This window comes from Dendronalium sp. ChiSLP03b (genome assembly GCF_034531165.2).
Taxonomy (GTDB): Bacteria; Cyanobacteriota; Cyanobacteriia; order Cyanobacteriales; family Nostocaceae; genus Dendronalium; species Dendronalium minutum.
The window spans coordinates 1-22,426 of the sequence record NZ_JAVRBR020000081.1 but is presented as its reverse complement, the minus strand read 5'-3'; the positions used below and the strand labels follow the sequence as shown (position 1 = coordinate 22,426).

At 40.7% G+C, this 22,426-nt stretch carries 21 protein-coding genes and 2 pseudogenes; 16 read left to right on the top strand and 7 right to left on the bottom strand.

Features of this window, described 5'->3' with window-relative positions; all coding sequences use genetic code 11:
* Positions 1-210 precede the first annotated feature (210 nt).
* The 8 genes from RMY31_RS19815 to RMY31_RS19780 all read left to right on the top strand — a co-directional run bounded on the left by RMY31_RS19815 (position 211) and on the right by RMY31_RS19780 (position 10,903).
* Entirely contained in the window at positions 211-1,311 is a 1,101-nt protein-coding gene (locus RMY31_RS19815; protein ID WP_322658495.1) for a 3-deoxy-7-phosphoheptulonate synthase, read from the top strand.
* 329 nt (positions 1,312-1,640) lie between these two features.
* On the top strand, positions 1,641-1,886 hold the full coding sequence (acpP, locus tag RMY31_RS19810; protein WP_322658434.1) for an acyl carrier protein: 246 nt from the start codon (positions 1,641-1,643) through the stop codon (positions 1,884-1,886).
* Positions 1,887-1,895: 9 nt separating this feature from the next.
* The gene (gene fabF / locus RMY31_RS19805) at positions 1,896-3,152 is read left to right on the top strand and encodes a beta-ketoacyl-ACP synthase II (protein ID WP_322658433.1); all 1,257 of its coding nucleotides are present in this window, start codon (positions 1,896-1,898) and stop codon (positions 3,150-3,152) included.
* A gap of 123 nt (positions 3,153-3,275) precedes the next feature.
* Positions 3,276-4,286, top strand: a complete 1,011-nt coding sequence (locus tag RMY31_RS19800) for a beta-ketoacyl-ACP synthase III (protein WP_322658432.1) — start codon at positions 3,276-3,278, stop codon at positions 4,284-4,286.
* Positions 4,287-4,406: 120 nt separating this feature from the next.
* The gene (locus tag RMY31_RS19795; RefSeq protein ID WP_322658431.1) at positions 4,407-6,131 is read left to right on the top strand and encodes an aromatic amino acid ammonia-lyase; all 1,725 of its coding nucleotides are present in this window, start codon (positions 4,407-4,409) and stop codon (positions 6,129-6,131) included.
* Between the two features lie 46 nt (positions 6,132-6,177).
* On the top strand, positions 6,178-7,728 hold the full coding sequence (locus tag RMY31_RS19790) for a long-chain fatty acid--CoA ligase (RefSeq protein ID WP_322658430.1): 1,551 nt from the start codon (positions 6,178-6,180) through the stop codon (positions 7,726-7,728).
* A gap of 41 nt (positions 7,729-7,769) precedes the next feature.
* Positions 7,770-9,527: a ScyA-related TPP-binding enzyme gene (locus RMY31_RS19785; RefSeq protein ID WP_322658429.1), complete on the top strand. Its 1,758-nt coding sequence runs from the start codon at positions 7,770-7,772 to the stop codon at positions 9,525-9,527.
* A gap of 245 nt (positions 9,528-9,772) precedes the next feature.
* Positions 9,773-10,903: a 3-oxoacyl-ACP synthase III family protein gene (locus tag RMY31_RS19780; RefSeq protein ID WP_322658428.1), complete on the top strand. Its 1,131-nt coding sequence runs from the start codon at positions 9,773-9,775 to the stop codon at positions 10,901-10,903.
* Between the two features lie 1,073 nt (positions 10,904-11,976).
* On the opposite strand, the gene RMY31_RS19775 is transcribed toward RMY31_RS19780, so the two are convergent.
* Positions 11,977-13,497 carry a GH3 auxin-responsive promoter family protein gene (locus RMY31_RS19775; RefSeq protein ID WP_322658427.1) on the bottom strand — a complete coding sequence of 507 codons (1,521 nt, stop codon included), beginning with the start codon at positions 13,495-13,497 and terminating at the stop codon, positions 11,977-11,979.
* A gap of 384 nt (positions 13,498-13,881) precedes the next feature.
* Here RMY31_RS19775 and RMY31_RS19770 point away from each other — a divergent pair.
* Positions 13,882-13,959 (top strand): annotated as a pseudogene (locus RMY31_RS19770) (DUF1294 domain-containing protein); the annotation flags it as partial.
* 102 nt (positions 13,960-14,061) lie between these two features.
* A complete protein-coding gene (locus RMY31_RS19765) occupies positions 14,062-14,463 on the top strand; it encodes a DUF1294 domain-containing protein (protein ID WP_322658425.1) in 402 nt (133 codons plus the stop codon).
* Between the two features lie 53 nt (positions 14,464-14,516).
* Here RMY31_RS19765 and RMY31_RS19760 read toward each other — a convergent pair whose 3' ends face one another.
* The gene (locus RMY31_RS19760) at positions 14,517-14,759 is read right to left on the bottom strand and encodes a DapH/DapD/GlmU-related protein (protein WP_322658424.1); all 243 of its coding nucleotides are present in this window, start codon (positions 14,757-14,759) and stop codon (positions 14,517-14,519) included.
* Positions 14,760-14,889: 130 nt separating this feature from the next.
* Between RMY31_RS19760 and RMY31_RS19755 the strand changes: the two genes are divergently transcribed.
* Positions 14,890-15,138 (top strand): UPF0175 family protein, encoded by a 249-nt coding sequence (locus RMY31_RS19755; RefSeq protein ID WP_322658423.1) that lies wholly within the window; start codon positions 14,890-14,892, stop codon positions 15,136-15,138.
* Positions 15,135-15,629, top strand: a complete 495-nt coding sequence (locus RMY31_RS19750; RefSeq protein WP_322658422.1) for a DUF3368 domain-containing protein — start codon at positions 15,135-15,137, stop codon at positions 15,627-15,629. The genes RMY31_RS19755 and RMY31_RS19750 overlap by 4 nt, the downstream gene beginning before the upstream one ends.
* Here RMY31_RS19750 and RMY31_RS19745 read toward each other — a convergent pair.
* Positions 15,626-15,907, bottom strand: coding sequence for a type II toxin-antitoxin system prevent-host-death family antitoxin (locus RMY31_RS19745; RefSeq protein ID WP_322658421.1), 282 nt, complete (start codon positions 15,905-15,907; stop codon positions 15,626-15,628). The genes RMY31_RS19750 and RMY31_RS19745 overlap by 4 nt on opposite strands.
* 34 nt (positions 15,908-15,941) lie before the next feature.
* Between RMY31_RS19745 and RMY31_RS19740 the strand changes: the two genes are divergently transcribed.
* Entirely contained in the window at positions 15,942-16,076 is a 135-nt protein-coding gene (locus RMY31_RS19740) for a hypothetical protein (RefSeq protein ID WP_322658420.1), read from the top strand.
* Positions 16,077-16,272: 196 nt separating this feature from the next.
* Here the strand turns inward: RMY31_RS19740 and RMY31_RS19735 are convergent, their stop codons facing one another.
* Complete coding sequence (locus tag RMY31_RS19735; protein ID WP_322658494.1) at positions 16,273-17,625, bottom strand: ISNCY family transposase; 1,353 nt, start codon at positions 17,623-17,625, stop codon at positions 16,273-16,275.
* A gap of 171 nt (positions 17,626-17,796) precedes the next feature.
* Between RMY31_RS19735 and RMY31_RS19730 the strand changes: the two genes are divergently transcribed.
* A complete protein-coding gene (locus RMY31_RS19730) occupies positions 17,797-18,885 on the top strand; it encodes a transposase (RefSeq protein WP_322658493.1) in 1,089 nt (362 codons plus the stop codon).
* Between the two features lie 215 nt (positions 18,886-19,100).
* Here RMY31_RS19730 and RMY31_RS19725 read toward each other — a convergent pair whose 3' ends face one another.
* The 3 genes from RMY31_RS19725 to RMY31_RS19715 are packed head-to-tail and all read right to left on the bottom strand — an operon-like array spanning position 19,101 to position 21,526.
* Positions 19,101-19,706: an acyl transferase gene (locus RMY31_RS19725; RefSeq protein ID WP_322658419.1), complete on the bottom strand. Its 606-nt coding sequence runs from the start codon at positions 19,704-19,706 to the stop codon at positions 19,101-19,103.
* A complete protein-coding gene (locus RMY31_RS19720) occupies positions 19,703-20,455 on the bottom strand; it encodes a sterol desaturase family protein (protein ID WP_322658418.1) in 753 nt (250 codons plus the stop codon). Before RMY31_RS19720 ends, RMY31_RS19725 begins: the two co-directional genes overlap by 4 nt.
* Positions 20,456-20,503: 48 nt before the next feature.
* The gene (locus RMY31_RS19715) at positions 20,504-21,526 is read right to left on the bottom strand and encodes an aromatic ring-hydroxylating dioxygenase subunit alpha (RefSeq protein WP_322658417.1); all 1,023 of its coding nucleotides are present in this window, start codon (positions 21,524-21,526) and stop codon (positions 20,504-20,506) included.
* Between the two features lie 127 nt (positions 21,527-21,653).
* Here RMY31_RS19715 and RMY31_RS19710 point away from each other — a divergent pair, with 127 nt between their 5' ends.
* Positions 21,654-21,872, top strand: coding sequence for a hypothetical protein (locus RMY31_RS19710; RefSeq protein ID WP_322658416.1), 219 nt, complete (start codon positions 21,654-21,656; stop codon positions 21,870-21,872).
* Positions 21,872-22,285: pseudogene (locus RMY31_RS19705) on the top strand (type II toxin-antitoxin system VapC family toxin). The gene RMY31_RS19710 and the pseudogene RMY31_RS19705 overlap by 1 nt, the downstream one beginning before the upstream one ends.
* Positions 22,286-22,426: the final 141 nt, after the last annotated feature.

The window sequence follows — 22,426 nt, the reverse complement described above, 5'->3', positions numbered from 1 at the left end:
ACTATCAATTAAAAAATTTTCTGTAGTGGCGTGTCAAGGCTAAAGTAGTGCAATAGAAAAATTCGATTATGTGTCTAAACTTCAATTTTTCAGAGATTTTTAATGCAACATTTTAGCCTTGCCATGCCAGTAGGGTGCGTTATACTTCTGGCTAACGCACATGACAGATTAGTTCAAAATGGTACATTACTAATCACCAGCTTAAACATCATGGAAATTAACAAATTGCTGAATACTAACATCGAATCTTCAATGATTTTAATGACACCAATGCAGATAAAAGAGCAATTGCCTTTAACCAAAGTTGCTACAGAAACTGTATTGCAAGGTAGACAAGCTATACAAAATATACTTGACGGCAAAGATTCCCGAAAATTTATTATTGTTGGCCCTTGCTCTATCCATGATTTCGATGCTGCTTTAGAATATGCAGAAAAATTGAAAATTATTGCCGAACAGGTAAAAGACAAACTGTTGATTGTGATGAGAGTTTACTTTGAAAAACCTAGAACTACAATTGGATGGAAAGGATTAATTAATGACCCCGACTTAGATGGCTCATTTAACATTCAAAAAGGATTATTTACGGCACGCAATTTGTTACTCAAAATTGCTGAATTAAAATTACCTGTTGCTACAGAAGCTTTAGATCCTGTAACACCTCAATATTTCTCCGATTTAATTTCTTGGTCTGCAATTGGAGCGCGTACTATTGAATCTCAAACCCATCGGGAAATGGCCAGTGGATTATCCATGCCAATAGGTTTTAAAAATGGTACTGACGGTAATATCCAAGTTGCTCTTGATGCCATTCAATCAGCTAATAAACTCCACCATTTTTTAGGAATTGACCAAAGAGGTCAAGTTTGCACATTTAAAGCAAAAGGAAATAACTACGGTCATATTATTTTACGTGGGGGAGATGGTAAACCGAATTTTGATGCACCTACTGTAGCTTGGGTAGAGAAGAAGCTAGAGGGACTTAAGCTACCTCAAAGAATCATCATTGACTGTAGTCATGGAAATTCTTATAAAGATCATAAGCTACAGGCCACTGTCTTTAATAACGTTCTCCAGCAAATTGCAGATAGGAATAAATCAATTGTTGGCATGATGCTTGAATCCAACTTGTATGAAGGAAATCAGAAGATACCTACAGATTTAAAAAAATTGAAGTATGGCGTATCTGTTACAGACAAATGTATTAGTTGGGAAGAAACAGAAGAAATAATTCTATCTGCACATCACAAGTTAAGCAGAATGGTTGTATCTGGAACTCCTCTGCGAAACTTATTGACAACTGTAAGATAGCTATTGTCAATACCATGCTTCTTGCAAAAAATCAAAAAATTGGGGATGTCATTCTGTAAGTGAAAGCTTGCCACAGAGAGGCGTTCCCATAGAATAGGGTAGTATTTTGCGGAATATTTTAACTCGTAAAACATGATATCTTAAGTATTTTTGTAATAAGTTTTGAGTCTTAAATATATAAAACTTACTACTATTTATAGCAAATAAATATCCTGAAAATCACAAGTTTTTCCCTTGTAAATGTATTTAAATCAGCTTAAATTAATAATTATCACCCCTGAAAAATTTCTGAAAAATTATCAATCTATAAAAATACAAATAGGTGATTTATGACTAGACAAGAAATATTTAGCAAAGTTCAAGCTGTTGTCGCCGAAGAACTAGCCAATGAACAACAAAAAGTTACCCCAGATGCTAATCTAACTTTAGATTTAGGAGCAGATTACTTAGATTTAATCGCAATGTTTCAAGCATTAGAAGATGCTTTTGGTACAAAAATTCCTCCTAAGGAAGCAAAGCAACTTTTAACAGTACAAGAAGTTGTGAATTACATAGGTCAGAAAGTTATTTTTTGAGTTTTAACCATGATAAATAAAAATTTAAGAAGGGTTGTAGTTACAGGTATGGGAGCTATTACCCCTCTAGGAAATTCGGTGAAAGAGTATTGGGAAGGGTTGATTGCTGGACGCAGTGGTATTGATGCAATTACCCACTTTGATGCTTCTTTGCATACTTGTAAAATCGCAGGTGAAGTTAGAGGCTTTGACCCTTACGACTATTTAGAACGCAAAGATGTCAAGCATATATCGCGTTTTTCTCAATTTGCAGTTAGTGCAAGTCTACAAGCGATCGCTAATGCTGGGTTAAAAATCAACGACTCAAATGCTACTCAAGTTGGCATTATTATAGGCAATGGCATCGGCGGTTTGCAAGTTATCGAGGAACAGCAAAAAATATTCCTGGCTCAAGGCCCTAAACGCTGTAGTCCTTTTACAATTCCGATGACAATCTCTAACATAGCAGCCGGACTCACAGCAATTTATACAGGGGCTAAAGGGCCGAACTTTTGCACTGTTACCGCTTGTGCTGCTGGTTCTAATGCGATTGGAGAAGCTTTTCGCTTAATTCAAACAGGCCAAGCTCAGGCAATGATTTGTGGTGGTACAGAAGCAGCGATTACACCTCTATGTATAGCTGCCTTCAGTTCTGCCAAAACCCTAACAACTAGAAATGACGAACCCACACGAGCCTCTCGTCCCTTTGATGCAGAGCGAAATGGCTTCGTCATGGGAGAAGGAGCGGGGATTCTACTCATAGAGGATTTAGAACATGCTCTGCGTCGGGGAGCTACTCATATTTATGCAGAGATTGTTGGCTATGGCCTGACTTGTGATGCTTACCATATAACCACTCCCACACCCAGCGGTGAGGGAGCCACCAGAGCTATGGAACTAGCCTTAAAAGATGCTGGCTTGTTCCCCAACGAAGTCAGCTACATTAACGCTCATGGCACTAGCACTGTAGCTAACGATGCCACAGAAACCTTAGCTATTAAGCAAGCTTTAGGAAACCGTGCCCTCGAAATTCCTATTAGTTCCACCAAATCCATGATTGGCCATCTTTTAGGTGCATCTGGAGGCGTTGAAGCTATTGCCACAGTCTTAACAGTAGGTCTTGATTTAATTCCACCAACAATCAATTTAGATCGGCCAGATCCAAAGTGCGATTTAGACTATGTTCCTTACCAAAGTAGAAGTCAAAGAGTAGATGTTGCTCTTTCTAACTCTTTTGGCTTTGGAGGACATAACGCTTCTTTAGCTTTTAAAAAGTTTGAAGACTAATAAAGGCAGAGGGCAGAGGGCAGGAGGCAGAAGGTAGGAGTCAGAAGTCAGAAGTCAAAAGTTATTATTTTTCTCCCCTATCCCCCTCATCTCTCTCACAAGAATAACTAGCAAATAAAGCAGATGAAATCCTTAGTAAGACAAGGCATTGTTCTAACGGGGACTGGCTCTGCGGTTCCAGATACGTGCTTGGACAATCATCAACTCAATCAAATGGTAGTTACTTCTGATGATTGGATAACGACTCGCACAGGAATTCGCCGCCGCCATCTTCTTCCACCGCAGAATTCGCTCACAGCTATGGCTACCGAAGCTGCTCAAAAGGCTATAGCGATGGCAGGTATAGCACCACAAGACTTAGATTTGATTATCCTCGCGACATCAACCCCTGATGATTTGTTTGGTAATGCTAGCCAAATTCAAGCTCGACTGGGAGCAACCCAAGCTGTAGCTTTTGATTTGACAGCAGCTTGCTCTGGTTTTGTGTTTGGTTTGGTAACTGCTGCCCAATTTATGCGGGCTGGTGCTTATCAAAATGTTCTCCTCATCGGTGCTGACGTGCTTTCTCGGTGGGTAGATTGGTCTGATAGACGTACTTGCGTTCTCTTTGGCGATGGAGCAGGAGCAGTAGTTTTACAAGCAAGTGAATACGATTGTCTCTTGGGTTTTCAACTTCATACTGATGGTACGCAAAATCAATATCTAAAATTGGGATTTCAAGAACAAGAGAAACTACTAATTGATAGTGTCAGGGTTGGTCAAGGTACATACCAACCAATTGCAATGAACGGACAAGAAGTTTATCGCTTTGCCGTTCAAAAAGTCCCTGAAGTTATTGAAAAGGCACTATACCGAGCCGGATTAGATATTGAACAAGTAGACTGGCTATTGATGCATCAAGCCAATCAGCGAATTTTAAATGCTGTGGCCGAACGTTTAAATCTTCCCGAAGAAAAAATCATTAGCAACGTAGCAAACTATGGAAACACTTCTGCTGCTTCAATTCCTCTTGCATTGGATGAAGCTGTTCGCCAAGGACAAATCAAACCACATGATATTGTAGCTCTGGCTGGCTTTGGCGCTGGACTTTCTTGGGGTGCTGCGATTTTTGAATGGGGTTCTCTTAATTCGTAATTCGTAATTCGTAATTCGTAATTCAGATTCTTTTTTGATGATTGGTTGTGAAGTGTAGGGAGAATTTTTATTTTGTCTCCCTTGTAATTGGTTTTTTTACGAGTTTAAAGTAACCCGCGTATGAATACACTATCTCTACAACAGAACATCACGCGTTCTTGGCAAGTGCCTTTTACTGGCAATTCAAATTCAGACAATTTAAATTCAATTGTAACTGTAGGCGATCGCAATCTGACTATAGACGACGTAGTGAATGTAGCTCGTCATGGCACACAGGTGCGTTTAACTGATAATGCAGATGTCCTACGAGGCGTGCAAGCATCATGTGACTACATTAATCATGCAGTTGAAACAGGCCAACCAATATACGGAGTCACATCTGGCTTCGGTGGCATGGCCCATGTTGTTATTTCCCGCGAACAAGCAGCCGAACTTCAAACTAACTTAATTTGGTTTCTAAAATCTGGAGCGGGTGCGAGATTGCCGTTGGCAGATGTCCGCGCCGCCATGCTTTTGCGTGCCAATTCACACTTATATGGTGCATCGGGTATACGACTCGAATTGATTCAACGAATTGAAACTTTTTTAAATGCTGGTGTGACACCGCATGTCTATGAGTTTGGCTCTATTGGTGCTAGTGGCGATTTAGTACCTTTGTCTTATATTACTGGGGCGCTCATAGGTTTAGATCCCAGCTTTACAGTTGACTTCGACGGTAGAGAAATGGATGCTCCTACAGCGCTGTGTCGGCTGGGTTTGCCGCAGTTGCAACTGCAACCGAAAGAAGGCTTGGCAATGATGAACGGCACTTCTGTGATGACAGCGATCGCAGGTAATTGCGTGTATGATGCTAGAGTCTTACTTGCACTCGCAATGGGCGTACATGCCTTAGCTATCCAAGGTTTATACGGGACAAATCAATCGTTCCACCCGTTTATCCATAAACACAAACCCCATCCCGGTCAACTATGGGCAGCAGACCAGATGTTTTCCCTGCTTAAAGGTTCATACTTAGTCCGTGAAGAATCAGATGGCAAGCATGAATATCGCGGTCAAGAACTAATCCAGGATCGTTATTCTCTGCGCTGCCTTCCACAGTATATGGGGCCAATTGTTGACGGAATATCGGAGATTGCCGAGCAAATCGAGCTAGAAATGAACTCAGTCACCGATAATCCATTGATTGATGCCAACAAACAAGCTAGTTATCATGGTGGCAATTTTCTCGGACAGTATGTAGGCGTGACAATGGATCGCTTGCGCTACTATATAGGGCTATTGGCCAAACACATCGATGTGCAGATCGCGCTCCTCGTCTCACCAGAGTTTAGCAACGGACTGCCACCTTCTTTAGTTGGCAATCTAGAGCGTAAAGTCAATATGGGACTCAAAGGTTTGCAAATCAGTGGAAACTCGATAATGCCACTGTTAACCTTCTATGGAAATTCTTTAGCCGATCGCTTTCCTACCCATGCCGAACAATTTAATCAAAACATTAACAGCCAAGGATATGTTTCAGCAAATCTGACACGTCGTTCTGTAGACATATTTCAATATTATATGGCGATCGCGCTGATGTTTGGAGTCCAAGCCGCTGACCTCCGTACATATAAAATGACTGGTCACTACGATGCACGTACATGCCTTTCTACCGGAACTTTAGAGTTGTATGCGGCAGTTCGTCAAGTAGTTGGACATCAGCCAACATCTCTGCGTCCATACATTTGGAACGATAACGAACAGTCCTTGGACGAGCATATCGCCTTGATTTCAGCTGATATCGCTGCTGGCGGTCTAATTGTGCAAGCAGTTAACGATATTTTGTCAAGCTTGAAGTCAATATAATTCGTAATTTCATGCAGACAATCTCGGCTAGAAAGGAGATTTAATAATGAATATTGCACAAAATGTAGAACTTGGTTGTTATCTTTTTCCTAATAAACCAGCGCTCATCTTTGAAGAAGAATCTTTCACATACAAAGAGCTGAACGAAAGAGCAAATCGTGTTGCTAACGGTCTACGCAGTTTGGGAATTAGGCGTGGAGAGCGTGTAGCTTTGTTTTTGCCAAACATTCCAGAATTTGTCTTTTCTTATCTTGGCATTCTGAAAATTGGTGCGATTGCTGTCTCGGTTAACGTCATGCTCAAAAGTGATGAAGTGAGCTATATTCTCAATGATTGTGCTGCTAAAGCAATTATTACAACAGAGTCTCAAAGTGAGTACGTGCAAGAGGCAGATTTAATCGCCTTACAACACATTTTAATTACAGAAGGCACAGCTAAAAAAGGTATTAGTCTAACAGAACTAATGGCAAAAGCTTCTCCTGAAGCACACGCAGTTGAAATGGCTCGCCACGCTCCTGCAAGTATCCTCTACACATCAGGCACTACAGGCTTTCCCAAAGGAGCTACACTTTCTCATGGCAATGTTCTTTTCAACAGCTATAGTGCTAACTGTTGTTATCGTATTCAAAAGAGCGATCGCTTACTACTTTACTTACCTTTATTCCATTGTTTTGGTCAAAATGCAATTCTCAACGCTAGTCTATCTGCCTGTGCAACCCTGATATTACAACGCCGATTTGACCTAGAACAAGTCTTAAAAACCATCACTGTACATCAAGTGACAATGTTATTTGGAGTACCGACAGTATTCATTAAACTGCTGAATATGGATACATCTGACTGTAACCTGAAAAATATTCGCTATTACTTTTCAGCAGCAGCACCCATGCCTTCTGAAGTAGCACAGCGTTGGTATCAAAAGTATGGAATTGTCATTCATGAAGGGTATGGTTTAACAGAAACATCGCCATTTGCTGCTTATAATCACAACTTGAAATACAAACTAGGTAGCGTTGGTACTTCCATTGCAAATGTAGAAATAAAGATTGTTGATGGTAATGGTTATGAAGTACAAGCAGGCGAGTTAGGTGAAATAGTTATTAAAGGGCCAAACGTCATGCTTGGTTATTGGAATCGTCCTTTTGAAACAGCAGAGGTTATTAAAAATGGTTGGTTCCATACTGGTGATATTGGTCGGATGGATGAAGAAGGTTTTTTCTACATCGTTGACCGCTTAAAAGACATGATTATTTTCTCTGGATTTAAAGTTTACCCAACAGAAGTTGAAAATATTATTTATCAACATCCGGCGGTTGCTGAAGTAGCTGTATATGGAGTTGACGATCGTCTCAAAGGCGAGATTGTCAAAGCAAATATTGTCCTTAAAACTGGTCATCCAATAACAGAACAACAAATCATTGACTTTTGTTATCAAAAGATGGCAGCTTACAAAATTCCCCGCGTAATTAAGTTTGTAGATTCAATTCCTAAAAACTCAACTGGTAAAGTATTGAAGCGAGTTTTACGTCAGGAATCAACAGTAGTCAGTAGTACAGACGCGATTAATCGCGTCTGTACAGGAAGTAGTTGTCAGTAGTATTTTCCCCTCAGCTCTGTTACCCCCAATCCCTAAAGATCGTGAATTTAAAAAGTATTACCAAAACCTTAAATCCATTGGAGCAGTTGCAAAAAAGTACTGCTATCCAACCCAATCTACTTTCACTTGACCAGACAAGCGATTTAACTGTTGCAGCAGCTTTAGTCAAGACACTGGAAGATTTAGGAGTCCGCTATGCTTTTGGCCTGTTCGGAGGCGGAATCACACCCCTTGTTGCTAGCTTAGAGCAAAGTTCAATCCAAGTACTGCAATTTCGTCATGAAGCCGGAGCCGCATTTGCAGCTATTGAGTCTTACTTTGCTAGCGGACACCCAGTTGTAGTATTCAGCACAACTGGCCCAGGTATTACAAATGCTCTGACAGGATTGTTTGCTGCTCGTTGGGAAGGAGCAAAAATCATTTTCCTCTCGCCTTGCACCTCTGCAACACAACGCGGACGCTGGGCTTTTCAAGAAACCAGTCTGTACACCATGTCTAATACAGGCATTTTTACTTCAGGAACATTATTTCATTACGCCACCACTGTTGAATGTAGCTCGGAACTGCCAAAAATTGCTCGTAAGCTCTTGGCAGGTATGGGAAAACCAGGGGGCTTTGTAGCTCATATCAGTATCCCTAGAGCAATTCAGACAAGTTCGCTGATGACACCATTACCTCGCGTGAATTTCTCTCAATCTTCGGTAACTGCTGGGGAAGATGCTATCTGCAAGTCTTTACAACTGCTGTGTGAGGGGCCATTTGCCATTTGGGTTGGTTTCGGTGCTAGAGGTGCAGCCGCGGAAATCCGCCAACTTGCTGAGAGAACCAAAGCTGCGGTGATGTCATCCTCTCGTGGTAAGGGGATATTTCCTGAAGATCATCCTCAGTTTGTGGGTGTTACAGGCTTCGGAGGACATAGCTCTGTTGTGAAGTATATGCAAGAGCATCGTCCTTTACGCGTACTGGTTTTGGGAACTCGGCTAGGTGAATTTACCTCGTTTTGGAGCCCGATTATGGTTCCTTCACGCGGGTTTATACACGTAGATATTGACCCGGAAGTGCCAGGAACTGCTTATCCAGCAGCGGAGACATTTGCCGTCCACTCCGATATTGGAGCTTACGTTAAAGCATTGCTTAAGTATTTTCCACAAACTTATAGTTTGTCACCAATATTACCTTTACCTCGTGGCGATCGCCAATTAATCAAGCCCTATGGAGAAGGTCTAGTACGCCCTGAATTATTGATGGATGCAATTCAAAGGGTAATTGTTGAAAAAAGCGATGCAGTAGTAATGACCGAGGCAGGTAACTCCTTTGCTTGGGGAACCCACACGCTCAGATTTACTACACCAGGTCGTTACCGGGTAAGTACTGGGTTTGGCTCGATGGGGCACGCTGGCACGGGTATTTTAGGTGCTGCACTGGCGCGAAATCGTAAGGCGATCGCCATTCTTGGTGATGGTGCTATGCTCATGAACAGCGAAATCACTACCGCCGTCAAACACAAAATTCCTGCCGTCTGGATTGTACTTAACGATGCACGTTACAACATGTGCGACCAAGGCATGAACATGGAGGGATTCCACGGTGTGGATGCAGAGATGTCCACCGCAGATTTCGTGATGATTGCCCGTGGTATGGGAGCTGATGGCATTCGTGTAGACAGCGAGTTTGATGTCGAAGCAGCCTTAGAAACAGCTCTAGCCTCTACTGTACCCTTTGTTGTTGACGTAGCGATCGACCCGACACGACCAGCACCAATTGGCACTCGAATTAACAGTTTAGTCAGTAGTCAGTAGTAGAGACGCGACGCCAGTCGCTACAACGGGGGGAACCCCCTTCGGGTGACGCTCGCAGGCTCGCTAACGCTACGCTAACACAGTTGCCTGCGGAGGGAAACCCTCCCGCAGCACTGATTCACCGCAACGCGCTGGCTCATTAATCGCGTCTGTACAGTTGTTATCAGATTAATTGCGTCTGTTGTCATTAGTTATTCTCCGTGTCCCCGCGTCCCCTCATTGCCCACAACCAAAGGAAATTTCCCATGATCTATCCACCCGTAGGTATTTGCTCAATTGCAATTAATTTTCCTAGTGTCATTCGCACTAATGATTATTGGCGCAAAAATTACCCTGATTTAGTTGCAATGGCAGAGGAAAAAAGTCTATCAAAGGTGTTTTCGCCTGCTGATTCTACCCCCAGCAATCAGTTTGAACAGGTAATGACACCGTATCTCAAAGACCCATTCCGTGGTACTATTGAGCGCCGAGTTCTCGGTTCGGATGAGTCATCGCTAACACTAGAGTATCAAGCAGCCAAGAATGCGATCGCAGCGGCAAAGCTGTCTCCGGAAGAAGTCGATTTGATGATTGTTGCTTCACTCTGGCCGGAAAATATTCTACCTGGCAATGCCGCCTTTCTTGCTGGTCAACTCGGTCTGCGCGGTGCTGCTTGGAATTTGGATTCAACCTGTTCTAATGCTATGGTTGCTCTGCAAAACGCCACTGCACTGGTGCGAACTGGAGAGTATCGCAATGTGCTGGTTGTGGTTTCTTGCACTTACTCTCGCTTTACCGATGAAAACGATACCCTCTCGTGGTTTTTCGGTGACGGTGCTGGAGCTTTTGTGGTTGCGCCGCTAAAACCAAGCCAGGGAATTCTTGGCAGCAAAATTGTGAATACATCTGCAACTTGTGGCACCTTCTATAATGAATTAACTATGGATGCTGAGGGCAAGCCAAGGATGTTAATTAGAGCAGCAAAAAATACTAACAGAGTACTGAGTGAGACTGCTGTGGATTACCTACGCGAGTGCTGCTTGGGTGCTGTTGCTGCTGCTGGTGTTACCCTAGAGCAAATTCAATTTTTTGCTTTTAATACACCCACTGCCTGGTATTCGCATCTCTGCACGCAGGCGTTAGGCATCGAACCAGAGCGGACGATTAACCTTTACCCCCACTATGCAAATATTGGGCCAATGCTACCCATCGCCAATCTTTACCACGGCGCACAATTAGGCAAGATTCATGAAAACGACTTAGTTCTCGTTTACACTGTTGGTTCTGTATCTAATGCTGCTGCAACTGTAATGCGCTGGGGCGATGTTGCTCTAAGTACAGCACCCGCAACCTCAGCTAACCTGACAGATGTGTTGCCGAAACTGGTGCTAGTCTAAAATAATACCTTTTAAGAAACTCTAAGTAATAAATTATTTAGCTTGAAGCAGTTGACTGTTAACTGCGTCTGGCTTTTCCCCATAATCCCAAGAAACAAGATACCCGATTTGTCTAAAAAGTCGGGTATCTGTGCTTTCAATTCTGACAAATTAAATAGAACTACTATACTGGTTTTTATGCTCGAATCGTGACTAAAGTCATAGGTTGCTTTATGACTTTTGTCAGAATATTTTTTCATAAAAAGATGTTTTAATAACTTCAGGGATTAACAAAATGAACTAAAAAAGTTATATAGTATACATTTTGTATTTAAGGGAAAGAAACAATCACAATTAATTTCTTACTTATTATGGTAAAAATAACTGAGTAACTCATAGCTAAAAATCAACATATTCTTCCCCTCCCTATTTTTGGAAATTTATTGAGTGAGAGAAGAAGTACTGTTTAATATTTGCTGCTAGGAGATAAATATAAATGAGTTACTACGACTTTAATGACCATTTTTGGTCGCCCAAAACAGTTTGCATTCAATCATCACTACCAAATTCAAACAAAAAAAATACTCGTAGAAGTAAGCTAATAAAAAGCTTGTATATGGTAAATTTTGCTATATCGATACTTTTATTATTTGATATTTTAGTTATTATCACAAATCAGAATCAAGATAAAACTGCTATTGATACTACCGTTAATCATGGTCAATGCTTTACATCTAGAAGTGACAACGGACTGCAAATTTATTGCCCCAACCCATACTGAATAGATAAAAAATCAGGGTAAGCGCATCTCAATACAGCCTGTTTCAGTATTTTTTTAGAATAGTTTGCGACTACATATTCTTCAGCTAGATAATGGTGCTTTTCATTTAGCTCGACTTTATCCATTTTCTATGAATGCGATGCCTGCGGCAAGCCGCTAAAAAGTGTCTACGCTAAGGTTGAAACCTTTGTGATACTGTTGTTTGACTTTTTCGATTTTACCAAAAGTCAGTCAGATAAAAAAGTTTTTGCCAAAAAGCTAAGATTTTTGTCATATAAAGAGAACCAAGTTCTTAATTTTGGATAAAGTTGAGCTAAGAATCCACTGATTTAAATTTTTGTAAAAGCTCAGTGTTAATAGGCGATGTTGCTAGAATCTGATGCTTAATGCCTCCCCAGATGCTTCCAGTACAGACGCGATGTAAGGCTAATATTTCAGGAATTTGATTGGAGATTAAAACCTGTGGTGGTGCAAGTTGGCCGAGCGATCGCGCACGATAGTAGTGATGTGACTGTGATAAAGCCTTATCCAGTTGTTGAGCAATAATTTCTGGGGTTTCTATTGCCGAATCGAGTAACAGAATATAGTGCGGTGGATTGGCAACGGGAACTAAACTCTTAAAATGAGTTCCTTGCAAGTTGATGCTATTCAAAGCATTATGCACAAAAGTTTCGTGCAACTTTTCGCCAACCAAATCGCTGATAACTTGATGTCGTCCCCGAAATTCTAGACAGGGAGTATTGCGATAAAAATGAGTTACCCGGATGCGATCGCCAATTTGATAACGATACAAGCCCCCTTTCTGTGACAAAATAATTGTATATTCTTGTCCAATACTGAGTTCGTGTAAATCGTGCAGCGAACCAGTATCATCCTCGAACTCGAAAAATACTTCATCGAGAACCGGAACATACCCTTGTGCTGCAATCAACGGAATCGTCATCGGGGCTTCGGTTGCGAGTAGTCCTTTGCCCTGAATTAACACACCTGGAAACTGCGATCGCAATCCCTTGGCTTGGTCTGCTGCATTGGCACTATCCCAGCAAGAAATCAGCTTCAAGTTTGACCAGAGTTGCGTCCAAGGAATATTATCTTCGCTGAGGAGTTGCAGGCGATCGCGCGACATTCGCCCTTGTAATTCTGCTCGCAATAACTCCTGATTTTCTTGAATGTATTTTAAGTGTACTTGCAGGAAACTCGGACTCCAAATAGAAATAATTTCCAATTTTTCAGCTTGCAATAATGCCAAAGCAAGCTGATGTTTAAACAGGTGTGCGTCATGCAGGCGATTAAGCCCCTCTGGCATCACTAACCAAGGTCGCAGGAACCAACGCAGCCAACCATCTAGATAATCTAAATCATCTTGTAAAGATTGAGAATCGCTTGCATTTAATTGCGGCGAGATACAGGCATAAAGCTTGCCAGTGGAGAATTTAGGGCCATGTGCAATCAAATCGTGTGCCCATACGCAAAACATTTGATTGAACGATCGCCGCAAAGACTGAGTGTAGGGAATCCATTTCACCGCCCCACTACTGCCAGAAGTTCTTTCATAGAACAAAATGGGTTCGGGAGTGAGAGGAATTTGCCGATGTTTGTGATGTTGGGGATTACCAATCCAGGGTGCGAGTGCGTCGTAATCGACAATCGGGACGCGCTGCCAATCTGCTACAGAACGAATTTTCAAGGCTTTGCCATATTCACTCGCAATCAGGCGATCGCAAATCTCCCTCTGCACAGATGTCTGCGTTGACTTAGGGTCATCCAATGCTTGATGAAATCGGCGGGCAGTTGGTGCAAGGAGTTGCTCAAACAGTTGAATAATCGGACGCATAATCAGCTTAAGTTTAGGTGCGAGATTTAAGTAACCTAGATTTTAAAGTCAAGTTCTGATAAGGTTGATTTACACCTTAATAATTATTGGATCGTAAACAGAATTCAATCTTTTTTCAAAACTATTTAGTTAATATTTATATTTTTTCGCTTGTTTAAACTTGAATAAATTAAACCATACACATTAAAATATTTTAAGCAAATATTTTAATCATCCATTATGAATATTCTAATGGGACGTTGAGCTACTGTGTATTTTGCCCATAGCTGTACTTAAAGTTGGTTTGTTAAAATTGCAAAGTTTGTGTAATTGAGCTTTTTTATGAAACCCAGTCTACGCAGTGGAAAACTTGTAAAATAGAAAGATGACCGTGGATTTGGTTTTATTCAGCCTGTTGATGGTAGCCAAGAAGTTTTTTTACACATTTCTGAACTTAAAGATGCGGTTCGTCGCCCCCAGGAAAATGACACGATTTACTACTACTCCGTAGTTGATTCAAATGGTAAAGTTCGTGCTTGCAACGCCTTTATTCAGGGGACGAGAAACAAATCAATTTCTTCCTCAGTGTCTTTGAGTAGCAATGCTAAATCTAGTGTTGCGCCCACCTTAAATTTTCCAATAGTTGAAGTACTACTGCTGTCGATTCTGCCTTTGTTCGGAGCCGTTCATTTTACTTGGACGACGCGCAATCCTCTTCCACTGATTCTCTATCCTACAATCAGTTTAGTGACCTATGCGCTATACGCTGATGATAAATCTCGTGCCAAACGAAAGGAATGGCGAACCCCTGAACACACACTGCATCTGTGTGAACTTGCAGGTGGATGGTTGGGTGGGTTTATAGCCCAGCGAATACTACATCACAAAAGTCAGAAAAAGTCTTATCAGTCTGTATTTTGGGCGATTGTCATAATTCATTACATTGTGTGGCTGTTTTGGCTGTTTTGGGCGGTTCTGCCGATTTGAAGCAAGTGGCATCCAAGAGGACAAATCGCCCACGAATTACAAATTACCAATTCTTACACCTGCCGATCAGGATAAAGGTTTGTGACAGCTGCAACAAATGTGTTGTTGTCAATGACTACACCAGGCCCCAGATGCGATCCAGCTCCGACAAAGACATTATTACCAATCTTGACTTTTTTAACATACAACATCAAATCTTGCTTGCGGGGTTTTATGACCTGGGAATAGATGCCTACGCGATGTCCAACAACGACGCGATCGCCAATTTCTATTAAACCGCGATCGGCAATCTCCAATCTTACCTCAACAGAAGATTTAGCAGCTAAACTTATTAAGCAACTACATTGCTAGAGAGCAGTATAAACATTACAGAACCAACTCTATAGTTCAACAGTAAACTGTGACAAAAGTTAAGGTAGCCTTTTTATGAGCGTTGTCATCCCAGATGAAATCCTGCAAGCATCTCAGCTTTCACCAAGCGAGTTTCGCCAGGAAATCGCGTTGTATCTGTTCCAAACAGATCGTTTAACCTTGGGCTATGCAAGCAGATTGGCAGATATTCCTCTTAATGCTTTCCGCCAACTCCTTAAACAGCGCAACATTCCGCTTTACTCCTATGATGTTGAGGATTTTGAATTGGATTTGAAGAACTTACACGAGCTAGGGCGATTGTGATTGTTATTAGTGATACATCAGCAATCACGAATTTGGCAGCTATCGATCAATTACAACTTTTGCCCCAACTCTACAATCAAGTAAAAATTCCTGAAGCAGTCTATTGTGAACTTGCAGACATCAGTCCGCCTGTTCCAGGAACTCTTGAAGTCCAGTCTGCTTTATGGTTAGAGGTGAGACAAGTCATTAATCGTGAGGTTGTTGAACGTCTTCAAAATGAGGTAAGGTTAGATTCTGGAGAGTCTGAGGCGATCGCACTTGCTTTAGAACTTGGTGCAGATTTGCTTTTGATTGATGAGCGCCGTGGCAGAGTAGAAGCTGACCGTTTAGGAATCAAAATTATTGGGTTGCTAGGTATTTTAGTTGAGGCAAAGCGTAAGAATTTGATTGCTGCGGTCAAGCCTTTGATGGATGCCTTAATTGCTACATCAGAATTCAGAGTATCTCCAGCGTTGTATAACCAAATTTTGCATGTAGTGGATGAAACTTAGTTTTGATGTTCAGCATCCAGCGCAGCCAAACGCTTGAGTTCTGCCGTAAAAGTTTCCGCACCAACCATTTGCGAGGTTAAGAGGGCAGTTTGGGCTTGCTGACCGAACACTAAATCCTCTAACTGAGCCAGTCGGTTAATGAGTTGTTCATAGTTTTCGACCGACATAATTACGTAACTCGGTTGTGATTCTGTTGTGAGTAAAACAGGCTCAACAGCAGCTTGGCTTAAAACTTCACTACGGGTATTTTGAATTTCACTAATAGGAAAATGCTGCATCCTAATTCCCAAAAGCTTCTGACGTTATTGTAATATGCGATCGCTCATCGCCAGAATTGAGAGATATCGTGGTGATGCTTGGGAAAGGCGATCGCATTCACAAATGAATATTCAGCTTCTTATACCATTTCCCAAAAATAATGATACAGATCCAAACCCAGGAATTTAGACTAGTTCGCGGTGCGAAACTTGAGACAGAATAAAACAAAACTATTATTAAAGCTTGGACAGAAAAAATAACACGGAGAGCGATAAGAGCAGTAAACTAAAATTTGGTCAAATTCCAATCTTTGGCAGAATCAAATAATGTTGACAAAGCGGGTTTTTCCGAAAATAAAAATATTAAGTTAGTTAATAAATTTAGTTTATGAAATTAAACATCGACTAATAATAGTTAAATTATGAGCGATTATTCCCCAGCCCACCCAACGTTGAAATCCGATATCTCCTCTATACAAACAACGTTGGAAACCAAAACATCTTTTCAGAAAACTAATACGTCCTTCTACGCCGTTATGCCAATAACGACCTTTAATAAAATTTCTCTTTCTTTCATGCTGAATTCTCTGCTTACTTCTATAACCTCCTTGAGGTAATATTACTTCTTTTATTCCTAATGTTTGGGCATAGTTTTCATGACTTTGAGAGTAAACACCCCTATCACTAGAAACTAGTTTCGGGGGATAGCCAAAATTTTCTAGATGTTGGTCTAAACTGGAAACTAATTGTTGAGTATCATGAGGGTTTCCCTTTAATACTCGATAATTACTCACAATTCCACCATCAACTTCATCTAACCAGACCTTCCGCCCAAACTCTACATCTAGGTTAGGTTTGCCCCTACATATAATATCTGTATGCACTTCAAAGATACTGACAATTTTTTCCGCTGCACTCACTTTTTCATGATTTAAGACTCTGCGGAATGCTTGCTCAACTACTTGTTCTATACGTGGAAGAAAAATTTCACATTTTTGTAGTATTCTCTGGGACTTAGCAGAATCCAATTTCTCAAGAAGTATTTTCACTTTTTGAGCTTGTTTCATTGCAGCTTTTGTGATTTCAATCAATTTTATGTATGCTTGTTTTCTTTTTTGCTGACCAGATTCATTTCTTGTCTTTGATAAACTATCAATTTGTCTGGAGATTCTTCTCGCTGTCCGATAACGATTACGAAAAATCTGCAAGTTAATAGTTTTTGTAGTCGCTAATATAATTGACTTGGCTTGAGATAAAAGGCGACTAATCACCTTAACTCCGTCCCCTAACAAACTGTTATCTGAAGGAAAATGAATATTAGTTGCCACTACCGTACCATCTGTCCTGATCTTTGTTCCCTTAGTTATTTGTAAATGGGTAGCAATTTGAGTCAATCTTTGATTCATCTTCTCCAAAGTTTGTTCACTCAAAGTATTTGCCCAACGAATGAGTGTGCTTTTATTTGGCAGAGGATTAAAATATACTCGACAAAACTGCCTTAAAATCAAACTTTCTTTGACATTTTTTATTGTATTTTCGTAACTAAGTCCGCGTAAATGTTTTAGAGCTAACATCCTAAATATTACTTCTACTGGTGTTGATTTTCTTCCCGTCAAGCTGGAGAGGGGATAACGTTTTGAAAAGTCTGCTGACATTAACTCAAGCAGCTTGTCATCACAGAGCAGATGGTCAATCACAGTCATTTGCTCATCCATTTCTCCACTCAGCTGCAAGATAATTAGAACTTACGCATTGACAAGGAAGACAGAAAGTGTATAAGGAGAATGTAGAAAAAAATAGCGATGGCTGCGCCAACGTCTTCTCTGCGAGACGCTACGCGAGCGACGAACGCTAGTTACTAGAGGCGTGAAAAACAGATAATTTACTTGGCTGTGTTTAGGGTTCGGACAATCAGAGCAATTACTAAACCATCAACCGCTAAATGTGACTTGAACACTTATACTCTGTTTCTACTGGCAGAATCGAAGTATTCAGGTTGTAAACGTTTGGGGCAGATAATGGAAAATTTGTCTCATGATAGCGTCAATAGATTTTTGCTACGTGAGCAGTACGAACCCAAGGACTTATTTGAAGAAATTAAGCCAAACATCAACTTAATTGGAGGTACTTTAAGTGGTGACGATACAGTAATTGATAAGCCTCATAGCGACCCAAAAATAACGGAATTAATTGGTTACTATTACTCAGGTAGACACCATCGTGCCGTTAAAGGAATTCAATTAATTACCTTGTATTACACGGATGTATCTTTTAAGTCTGTGCCAGTAAATTATCGGATTTATAACAAGCAGGAAGGGAAGACGAAAAATGATTATTTACGAGAAATGATAATTGAGGTTTTGGATTGGGGTTTAAAGCCTAAAAGCGTGACGACAGACAGTTGGTATTCTAGTCAAGAAAACCTGAAATTACTGAAAAACAAGCAATTAGGTTTTTTAACTGGTATAGCTAAAAATCGTTCATGTTCGGTTGACGGTAAAACTTTTACCCAGGTTCAAAATTTAGAAATCCCCGAATCTGGTTTAACAGTGTATCTCAAAAATTTTGGTCAGGTGAAGGTCTTTCTTAGAAGTTTCAAAAACGAAACAAAACGATATTACATTATGTATATCCCTGAAAAAGATGCACTTGACTCAATTACTAGAACAGAATTTAGGGAACTTCATTCAATACATTGGGGTATTGAGTGTTACCACAGAGCTATTAAACAAGTATGTGGTATTGCGAAGTTTATGGTGAGCCAGTGCGTTGGGCGGGTTCCCCGACTTGAAGCAACTGGCGAACCCGTAAGGGTAAGAACAACTGAGGCAATTAAAACTCATTTTTTTAGTGCAATTCGAGCTTTTACACAACTAGAATTAATGCGCTCCGAAGAGTTAATTGAAAATTGGTATGAAATCCAAAGGAATTTATCTCTTCAAGTGGCTCGTGGCTTTATTTTAGAACATCTAACACAGAAGTTGGGCTTGGCCGCATAGTATCAATTTTCTGTCAATGCGTAAGTCCTAATAATGTTGAACTCTCGGTCAATGCGATATTTTTTCCGTAACACCTAAAATCTGCCTTGCGATTGAGTACATTTTTTCCTATCTCAATCACTGTAAGGCTTTCGGGTTTCGCACCGCGAACTAGACTAAATGGGACTTTCTTAATTACGAATTATGAATTACGAATTACGAATTACGAATTAGTATTACGCCTGCTGATTAGGATAAAGGTTTGTAGCAGCGGGAACAAATGTACCATCAGCAATGACTACACCAGGGCCAAGATGCGATCCAGCTCCTACAAAAACATCATTGCCAATCTTGACTTTTTTAACATACAACATTAAGTCTTGCTTGCGCGGTTTGATGACGTGGGAATATATCCCGACGCGATGCCCGATAACTACGCGATCGCCAATTTCTATTAAACCGCGATCGGCAATCTCTAATCCTGGTGTCCAGTAAACATTTCGCCCCACTTTCGCACCCCACAATCGCAACCATATAGAAAATACCCCTGGAATCAGCCGCAGCACTGCCTCCAAAGCCGGAATTGCAATATATATTGTCTGGATTTGATGACTACCCCACCAGGGACTATATTCTTTCCCTTGTAGATAACTAATGCCCTCCCGCACGGGATAAACCCATTGATGCCAGCGATAAACTAATACTGGTAACCCGTAAATAGAAAGCAATACAGCTAGAATACTGAAAATACTGGGTGAATGGGCAAGGTAAACTATTGCAGCCCCAGTCAGCAATAACACAAGAGTTGGAAAAAATAACAGAATCTTACTTAAAACTGTCATGAAAACGGAAACAAGAGTTTTTTGATGAAGGTTAACGAGGTAGGAATTCCAATTGCAAATGGCAATTCTTTGCTTTCATAATAAGTGCCATGTAACTTGTCCCAAATTTTCAGATTAGCACCATAGTTGCAATGATAAATTTCACTACAATGATGCCAGGCATGATCCTGCGGTAGGATTAACCAAGGAGACAAAAATTGATAGAACCAGCTATTTACAAAAATCATCAAGCGGCTATGTCGCCATAAATCTAGAGCAGCAGTTAGACTAACTCCAAGTAAATAACCTGTTGGAGCGGCTAATAGATATAAAAATAACGTGTGTATCCACAAATAAACAATAAGTAAACTTGTCCAAAGAGTATTACGAGAGGTTCCTAATACATCCATCTGAGTGACAGTATGATGCACTTGATGGACTTGCCAAAACAATTTATTATGCAATAAACGATGATTCCAGTAATACAAATAATCAACTAAAACAAAACTCAGAAGAAAAGATAGAACTGGTGATAATTTTAAACATCCCTGATGATTAGGTAATAAATGTTGGTAAAGCCAATAAACTAAGGTAGCTTGTAGTAAGGGAATCAAAATTCCTTGAATCATTAATCCTATACCATCTATTAGCCAATCTTCACGACTTTTAACTAGAAGTTGAGTTCGACCAAACTGATTAGTAATAGTCCATCCAACTAATCCAATAAAAGTTATAAAAATTATCACTGGTGCAAAATTTTGTATATCCACTTATTATACCAAGTTCCAAAATTACGAATTATGAATTACTAATTATTATTAGACCCAAAATGTCACTTTAACCGATTGATTTGGCAATAATCGCGGGTCTTCTCCACGAGAAATCGCTGCTCGAATTGACTCTACAAACACATGAATTGTGTCAGCAGGAGTATTAGAAAATTGTGTGCCATATTTAGCGATCGCCTCTCCCTGAATACCCAAAATTTCCACGTCTTGTCGGATAATGTATTGAGCTGTCCACCGCACAAACGGACGTGCTAGCTTGTTCCAGATGCCATAGTTGTAGGTGACATCAGTGTAAACCAGAGTTGAATTATCGGTTTCTGGGATAGATTGACTAGTAATAAACAAATGGCGATTGCGTCCCATTTGATATTCTACTGAGGTAATATTTGGCATATAAAAGCGATCGCTATGTTTAATTTCAGCACCCTCCCGATTCAGAAAATGGCTGTACCATCCCAGATTACGGGTTTCGTTGCGATACTCCACCAAAACCGAACCATTCCAGCGTTCTACAGTCATCTCTAACTTTTGTTGGCGGGAGTTACGGAATACACCAGGATGCACAAAAGCTGTGTGGGGAATATCAATAAAGTTCTCTGCACAATTAGTAACGTTGTTGGCAAAACGGTTAATCACCCGCACTGTCTCCCACCCTGGTTCTCCATAGTAAGGCATAGAAAAGGGTTCAAACTCAACGCTTGGGGTATCAGCTAACTGCACATATATATAACCATCCTGTTCTTTAGTGGCGTAACGCTTCACTTGACGTTGCTGGGAAGGTTTGAAATCATTTCCTTCAGCAGGAACAGCAATAACATTACCATTGCGATCGTATACCCAACCATGATAGGGACATTGCAAAGCGCCGTCACAAACTTTACCTGCTGACAGACGGCTACTGCGATGCAAACAGCGATCGCGCAACGCCACAGCTTGTCCATCCTCGCTACGAAATATCGCTAGCCACTCTCCTAAAACGGTTCGTGCTAGTACAGTGTTAGGTCGCAATTGTTCGCTGAGTGCGACAATATACCAAAAATCTGCAAATTGCATAGTGGGAGGGTAGAGAGCGATCGTATTTAAATTATGACAACCTCTTAAGCAAACATTGTTGTATTTACCGTCCCAAAAATGCCAATTTACAATTAAAGGTGAGATAGCCTTAGATAGGAGAATTCTAATGACATTGCAAGAATTGCAAAAGCAAGCATTGCAGTTACCAATTAGCGATCGCTGGCAATTAGTGCAAACCCTTTTGGAGTCACTACAGCGAGAAACTACTTCTGGATTGAAAAAGGGTAACTTATCCCGATTGCGAGGGATTGCAAAAAGTACAGAAACGGCGAGTGAAGATGTTGAAGCAGATTATATTAACTATCTCACTGCAAAATATCAGTAATGAGAATTTTAATTGATACAAATATTGTTCTTGATTTTTTACAAGAGCGAGAGCCTTTCGTGGAAGATGCAGCAAAACTGTTTGAGAAAATTGATGCTGGTGAAGTCGAAGGGTTTATTGCAGCAACAACGATTACTAACATTTATTATATTGTCCGAAAAGCAGCAGGTGCGATCGCTGCTTAAGATGCAATTGCACAAATTCTGACAGATTTGCATATTTGTGCGGTTGATAGAGCAATTTTGGAACAGGCGATCGCACTGAATTTTCAAGATTTTGAGGATGCGGTGCAGTGTGCTTGTGGAATAGCATATGGGGTCGATGCGATCGTAACTCGTGATGCGTCTGGATTTGTAAGCGCAGGAATTGCAGTAATTGCACCTAGGGAGTTAGAAAATATTGCTAGTGAATGATCTTTCTTTTGTCACTCTCGGAAAACAATAATCGAAGCAAGATTCTGAAACTTTGATTGAGTCAAGCTTTGAGCCTTTATTTTCTAACAGTAACTAAAATTTATAGCCAAAACTTAGAAATTAAAGCCTCGAAAGGCTTTC